The sequence below is a fragment of the Methanobacterium sp. BAmetb5 genome (assembly GCF_003491305.1).
GTDB lineage: Archaea > Methanobacteriota > Methanobacteria > Methanobacteriales > Methanobacteriaceae > Methanobacterium.
The window spans coordinates 2406480-2412500 of the sequence record NZ_CP022706.1; the positions used below are offsets into that span (position 1 = coordinate 2406480).

General features: G+C 41.7%; 9 protein-coding genes (1 of these 9 cut by a window edge). 7 read left to right on the forward strand and 2 right to left on the reverse strand.

The genetic code is table 11. From position 1 onward, the window contains the following. Positions 1 to 2: 2 nt before the first annotated feature. Positions 3 to 185, reverse strand: coding sequence for a class III signal peptide-containing protein (locus CIT02_RS12000; protein WP_292612812.1), 183 nt, complete (start codon positions 183 to 185; stop codon positions 3 to 5). Between the two features lie 308 nt (positions 186 to 493). Continuing rightward, positions 494 to 670: a class III signal peptide-containing protein gene (locus CIT02_RS12005; protein WP_277897486.1), complete on the reverse strand. Its 177-nt coding sequence runs from the start codon at positions 668 to 670 to the stop codon at positions 494 to 496. Positions 671 to 881: 211 nt separating this feature from the next. Between CIT02_RS12005 and CIT02_RS12010 the strand changes: the two genes are divergently transcribed. The 7 genes from CIT02_RS12010 to CIT02_RS12040 all read left to right on the forward strand — a co-directional run. Next, complete coding sequence (locus CIT02_RS12010; RefSeq protein WP_292612815.1) at positions 882 to 1445, forward strand: hypothetical protein; 564 nt, start codon at positions 882 to 884, stop codon at positions 1443 to 1445. A 257-nt stretch (positions 1446 to 1702) separates the two neighbouring features. After that, the gene (locus CIT02_RS12015; RefSeq protein WP_292612817.1) at positions 1703 to 2848 is read left to right on the forward strand and encodes a UDP-N-acetylglucosamine--N-acetylmuramyl-(pentapeptide) pyrophosphoryl-undecaprenol N-acetylglucosamine transferase; all 1146 of its coding nucleotides are present in this window, start codon (positions 1703 to 1705) and stop codon (positions 2846 to 2848) included. 198 nt (positions 2849 to 3046) lie between these two features. Further along, the gene (locus CIT02_RS12020) at positions 3047 to 4285 is read left to right on the forward strand and encodes a hypothetical protein (RefSeq protein WP_292612819.1); all 1239 of its coding nucleotides are present in this window, start codon (positions 3047 to 3049) and stop codon (positions 4283 to 4285) included. Beyond that, positions 4282 to 4974, forward strand: a complete 693-nt coding sequence (locus CIT02_RS12025) for a metal-dependent hydrolase (protein ID WP_292612821.1) — start codon at positions 4282 to 4284, stop codon at positions 4972 to 4974. The genes CIT02_RS12020 and CIT02_RS12025 overlap by 4 nt, the downstream gene beginning before the upstream one ends. 4 nt (positions 4975 to 4978) lie before the next feature. Beyond that, positions 4979 to 5623, forward strand: a complete 645-nt coding sequence (locus CIT02_RS12030) for an Era-like GTP-binding protein (protein ID WP_048072042.1) — start codon at positions 4979 to 4981, stop codon at positions 5621 to 5623. Between the two features lie 11 nt (positions 5624 to 5634). Then, a complete protein-coding gene (locus tag CIT02_RS12035; RefSeq protein WP_048084618.1) occupies positions 5635 to 6018 on the forward strand; it encodes a DUF2073 domain-containing protein in 384 nt (127 codons plus the stop codon). Then, a protein-coding gene (locus CIT02_RS12040) for a Zn-ribbon domain-containing protein (RefSeq protein ID WP_292612824.1) crosses the window boundary here: on the forward strand, positions 6002 to 6021 show its beginning. It continues 286 nt past the right edge of the window; 20 of the gene's 306 nt are visible here — the first part of the coding sequence; it begins with the start codon at positions 6002 to 6004; its stop codon lies beyond the right edge, outside the window. The genes CIT02_RS12035 and CIT02_RS12040 overlap by 17 nt, the downstream gene beginning before the upstream one ends.

Genomic DNA, 6021 nt, shown 5'->3' on the forward strand with positions numbered 1-6021 from the left:
TCTTACATTCGGTTTATGGTGTTGTCTCTTGCAGTGTCAACCACACTGGTAATGTTTCCGGCAATGGATCCGGAGATATCCAGAATGTATCCTCCGGCAAGAATTACTATTATCAGTATAGCACCTATGAGGAGGATCATTTCAGCGCTTATCTGTCCTCCGTTATCGAGAATTTTAGGGTCCATGATCTCACACTTAACTTAGATGTTTAATCTAATATTTTCTATCATTTATAACTAATTAGTAATGTATTATATTACTTATATTATATAACATTACACTTGTATCTTTTACTGCAAGTTATTCTAAAAATCAGTGGGCCTTAAACATTAGATGTACTTTAATTAGGTAATAAACGCTTACTAAAGCTTTTTCTGTTAATAGTGGGTAGGATTGACAACATATTTATTTATAAATAAAATTGTAATTTTAGAGAAAAAATCATCAGAATATTATAAAAAATAAGAAAAGAAAAAATAGAAAAAATCTATTTTTACTGGTTCATACTGTTTCTTACGGTGTTAACATCAGAAGATGCTTGTAGTCCGGAGTTAGAAGTGAAGTATGCCCTGTAGATCAGTAATGCAGCGATTGCAATAACGATAACTCCACCAAACAGTAAGATATATTCAGCTGCTCCTTGTCCACCTTCGTCTTTTAAAAAGCTCATATTTTTACCTCCAATAAGGGTTTTCATATTTATATACTTCTTCTCTGTTGATAGTTGTATATAAATATTTTCTTTGTTCGCAGGGAACAATATTCATCTTCGATCTATATTACTATATAGATTGATGATGATATTAAATATTCACATATAATTATCTTTTATATAGTTCTTTGTGCATATTATCACACAATAAAAAAGAGGGTTTGTGAACATGCCCAAAAATTACAATCTGAGAAATTTAATCCTGGACATATTAGAAGGGGATGAACTATCCAAAAAGCAGATCTTAGAGACTATTAGATCAAAAAATGGGATAGGAACATCGGACAAAACCTTCAATGAATCATTAATGGCCCTCCTGCGCGAAGGGCAGATCTACATCGCTGATTATGATTTCACCATATACAATGGAGTGAAGAGGATACAGTCCATAAGGCCGGAAGGTATCGTTTTTGGTGTGTCACGCACGGATTTCGTGGAAATTGAAACCATCCTCAAACAGATGGAAAGCAATGACCATGAAGAGGTTTACCGGGCTTCCAAAAGCCTTAAAAGAATTTTCCGCCGGAAAATCGATGAGGTTCAAAAGGAGGGAGATACTAAGTTGAGGATCGGTGCCGACACTCTATTCAACCACACCATCTTCTACATGAACTCCCTGGGTGAAGAACCAAAAAGATCCCTTAGGAATAAATTAGCCTGGAGTTTAAGCAACAATAAAGACTCCCTGGAACTTTTTAAGAACATTGTTTCCTTTATACAATCCCAGGATTAATTAACCCATTAAAATAGATTAAACTCTTTTTTTCTACCCGTGAATTCACAACCAGTGGATTCATTAATATCACTCCTTGCAATGTATCCTCCTTCTGATAATTTTATTCTGGTGATGATTTATTTTCCAGTCAACAATTCACTAGGAAAAAATTCCTAATAGAAATAGGCAAATATTAAAAAGACCATTAATTAACTATTTCTTAAGGTTTGAATTTTTTATAAAATCCCCGTGAAAAACTTTTCAAGGATATTAAAATGAGAGTACTCCTAATACCGTGTGGCATTGGAATGGGACACACTTCCCGTTCAGTGGCTTTAGCCCAGAAATTGGAAAAAATGGGTGATGAAGTTCTCTTCGCCAGTTATGGTTCAGGTTACCAGATGCTCAGTGAGTACAGTGACTACCAAGTCATGGAACTTCCTCCCATTAAGTTCTACGGGAGTTCAGGTGAACTGGACTTCAAACACACTGCCCGTAAGTCCATAGATGTACCTTACGTTTTCTTAAAGAGTATTTATCATGAATCCCGTATAATCAAGGATTTCAACCCGGATGTGGTGGTCTCTGATTCTCATTATTCAGTTCCCATTACCTGCAAGGTGTTGGGCATTCCCTGTGTTATGGTGAGCAATGACCTGGCACCAGAACTCAAGGAAGATCCCCATAAAGACCGCACCCTGGAGTACCTGGAAAATGGACTGCAACGTTTCATAAAGGATGTATCCCGCCTGTGTACTTCCATAATCGTCCCGGATGTGGTAAATTCCTATGAAATTCCCTCCGCAATACGTGACCGGGTGCACTTCACCGGCCCCATCCTTAAAATGAATCCCCAAACCATGGGGAGTAAAGAGGACCTCCGCCAGAGATTTGGGTTTAAAAAGAATGATAAAATAGTAATGGCCACGGTGGGGGGATCCGAATTTGGGAACAAACTGTTAAACCTGTTATACCGGGCAGCACCCCAACTGGACTGTGACCAGATGATACTGGTAACCGGGCCCACCATTAACCTGAATATCCAATCCTCACCCGGCATAATATTCAAAAGATTCCTGGGGGATATAATGGAGTGGATGAAGTTATCTGACTTCCTGGTATCTCTGGCTGGACACACTACCTCCATGGAAATAGCTTCCCTGGGGATTCCCAGCCTAATGGTTCCCATTGAAAATCACCCCGAACAACAGAGGAATGCCCGGAACATGAGGAAATACGGGTTGGCCCGGGTGCAGAAGATGGGAACATTGAGTATTGATAGCCTAACGGATAATATCAATTATCTCCTGGAGAATCAGGATTTAAAAAATAGTGCTCGCAAAACCAGGGATATTTTCTCCCGGTACAATGGAACTGACACTGCGGTGGACATCATACAGAATTGTGTGGCCCGGTCCTAGAGTAACCTCCAACTGGGATGATAAATCTCGGTAATATTATGGGAATTTCCGGAAAATATTAATAATTGGAAAGTCCCAATTTAAATTAGGTGATTTATTTTTTTAAGACCCAAACTGAAAGATTGATAATGATTGGTGTGTGATAAAACTAATAACTTATAAATAATCCCTAACATAATAAGTTTAGGAGGTATTAGGATGATCAATTTAATTGTCAGCGTTTTTGGGCTTCTCTTGGTTTGCGGTGGTTTTTATTTAATGTATCTTGGTTTTACTGTCCCACCAAACCCCATAGCTTTCTTTCTGGGGTTAATTGCATCTGTATTTGGACTTATTTTAGTGATATTCTTCGGTAGTAAGATAGATTTCTCCAAAGGAGCAATGCCAAGGCCAAAAAAGGTTAAAAAAGCCAAACCCCCAAGCAAGACGCCAACAAAACCGAAAAAAATGCCTGTTAAAGATAAAAAACCTTCAAAAGCAGCTCCATCTTCAGGACCAAGGGCTATTAAACCTAAACCCCGTGCTAAAGATGAACCTAGATTTGGACCCGCACCGGAATCTTCCATCCCCTTGAAAAAGGAACCAGAAACCAGGGGAAAAGCTATTAAACCTAAAAAGAAGATGGAAGAACCAGAAAAAACCCAAAAACCAACTACTTTGCCTCCAGATCTGGCCACCCAACCCAAAACAGCCCCTAAGAAAATAGCTCCAGTTAAGAAGAAAACAGCTGAAAAGGATGGCACAGTTACACCTCCTAAACCCGCACCGGCAAAAGATGAGGAAAAACCCCGACATGCGCCTAAATCTGTACTGGAAACTGCTGACAAGGACCGGCTCAAGGAACTACAATCCCGCACTGGAAGGGATGACCAGTTTGTTAAAAACCGGCTGGACAAACTTAAGGAAAACTACATACAGAATGCTAAGGATATTGAAAGCATCATCGACGAACGACTTGACTCTTTTAAGGGAACCATCGACAAATTAAAGACAGATTCAACAGAACCATCCATAATCTGGTCTTTCGAGGCCCAGGATGTTCAGGAAGCCATGAAAGATACCATAGTTACTGCCCAAAACAAACTCCTCATGATGTACCCCTGGGTGCGTAACATCGATGTGAGTGTCCTTAAGAAATTCATGGACACCGAAAGCCGTATGATCATCCAGGAAGCAAGCCTGGACGACGATGCATCTGTAGAGCTCATAAAACTCCTCCAGGAAAAGGATGTTCAGATAAGGACCATGCCCCACGTGCACACTGTAGCAGTGGTGGCTGATGATGCCAACGGCCTTATCATATCCACGGATCCCATCTACGAAAGCTACGAAGTGGGAGTTATCTACAAAGACAAAAAATCCATTAACGAAATTGAAAGAATGTTTGAAGATGCCTGGAGCATCTCCCAGGACATCGATCTGGAGCTGAAAGAATGAAAATTCAGTGGCTGGGCCACTCCGCATTCTACATTTCCACTGATAACCACAACCTGGTAATTGATCCCTTCATGCGTGATAATCCCTCCTGCCCCCTGGATCCAGAGGACCTGGAAGTCGATGTGATATGCGTTACCCACGGCCATAACGATCACTTTGGAGATACCATTGAACTGGCCCAAAAAAACAAGGCCCTGGTGGTGTGTAACCATGAACACTCCCTCTACCTCACCCAACTGGGACTGGAGACCACGGGTATGAACATGGGAGGAACCATTGAAGCTGCAGGCATAAAGATCACCATGGTGAACTCCATCCACTCGGCAGACATGGACTTTTTAGATAATACCCGGCCCGGTGGAAGTTCCTGTGGCTACATACTGCAACTGGAAAACGGCCGGAAGATATACCACGCCGGAGACACCGGTATTTTTGGGGATATGAAAACAGTTATAAAAGATATTTACCAGCCAGACATTGCCCTTATACCCATAGGTGACCGTTACACCATGGGAATACGGGAGGCTTCCATTGCTGCCCAGTGGTTGGAACCGGAAGTCATAATACCCATGCACTACAACACATTTCCACCCATAGAACAGGATGCCCACCACTTCCAGGAACTAGTAGAAAAATCCACCGAAACCAAAGTAGCAGTACTTAAACCCGGTGAAACATACCAAGAGTGATTTAATGGTTGATATCATGCGCATATTCAGGAAAAAATTCTTCACAGACATCTTCAACAAACTAATTGGAAAGGAAAAAAAACTCAAAATTGGATTTTACGGACATCCCAATTCCGGCAAAACTACACTGGCCAACAGAATGACCAAAGACTGGCTGGGAAAACCATTGGGTCTGGTTTCAGAAATACCACACGAAACACGGAGGGTGTACCGACAGGAAAGAGTATCCCTCAATTACGATGGTGTGGAACTGGATTTTGACATTATTGACACCCCGGGAATCGCCACAAAAATTGATTACAAAAACTTCTTACAGTACGGACTATCTGAACTGGAAGCTAAGGAAAGGGCTAAAGAAGCAACTAAAGGCATAATAGAAGCCATAAAATGGTTGGATGATGTTACTGGTGTGCTGCTGGTGGTGGACTCCACCAAGGACCCCCTAACCCAGGCCAACATAACCATAATCGGTAACCTGGAGGCCCGTAAGATACCCTTTGTAATTGTGGCCAACAAGGTGGACCTACCCGAGTCCAAACCAGAAAGAATAACCTCGGTGTTCCCCCAGCACAAAGTGGTTTCCATCTCCGCCCTGCACGGTGAAAACACCGATAAACTGTACCAGGCCATGGTGGAGAAGTTCAACTAAAGGTGATATAAATGGATGACGCTGATACCAACACTCTCAAAATGGATTTCATCTCATCAGATGCTCTCAGAAACCAGAGCAGCATCGAAAAAATCTCCATGATCGTGGAAAAGGTTAAAAAGGGTGAACTTCTCGTAATTGAGGGCGGCCTGGAACCCGAAGAAGAGGCAGAGCTCATTGAAACCACCATGCGCGAGATCGATGTGGAAAACTTTGTGGGCATTGATATCTACACCCTGGAAAAGGATGAAAGCTCGTTTTTCGGACTCTCCAAGAAGAAAACAGTGGGTATCACCATTATTGGCCCGGCCAACGTAATGAAGACAGTGAAACGGAAATCCAATTTCCTGTCCATGGTGGCAAGCCTCGGTGGTGGCGATGCATCGCTGTATTAAATG

Bases quoted from the DNA above. Each gene is read 5' to 3' on its own strand.
- CIT02_RS12000 (WP_292612812.1), bottom strand. From the start codon at position 185: ATGGACCCTAAAATTCTCGATAACGGAGGACAGATAAGCGCTGAAATG.
- CIT02_RS12005 (WP_277897486.1), bottom strand. From the start codon at position 670: ATGAGCTTTTTAAAAGACGAAGGTGGACAAGGAGCAGCTGAATATATC.
- CIT02_RS12010 (WP_292612815.1), top strand. From the start codon at position 882: ATGCCCAAAAATTACAATCTGAGAAATTTAATCCTGGACATATTAGAA.
- CIT02_RS12015 (WP_292612817.1), top strand. From the start codon at position 1,703: ATGAGAGTACTCCTAATACCGTGTGGCATTGGAATGGGACACACTTCC.
- CIT02_RS12020 (WP_292612819.1), top strand. From the start codon at position 3,047: ATGATCAATTTAATTGTCAGCGTTTTTGGGCTTCTCTTGGTTTGCGGT.
- CIT02_RS12025 (WP_292612821.1), top strand. From the start codon at position 4,282: ATGAAAATTCAGTGGCTGGGCCACTCCGCATTCTACATTTCCACTGAT.
- CIT02_RS12030 (WP_048072042.1), top strand. From the start codon at position 4,979: ATGGTTGATATCATGCGCATATTCAGGAAAAAATTCTTCACAGACATC.
- CIT02_RS12035 (WP_048084618.1), top strand. From the start codon at position 5,635: ATGGATGACGCTGATACCAACACTCTCAAAATGGATTTCATCTCATCA.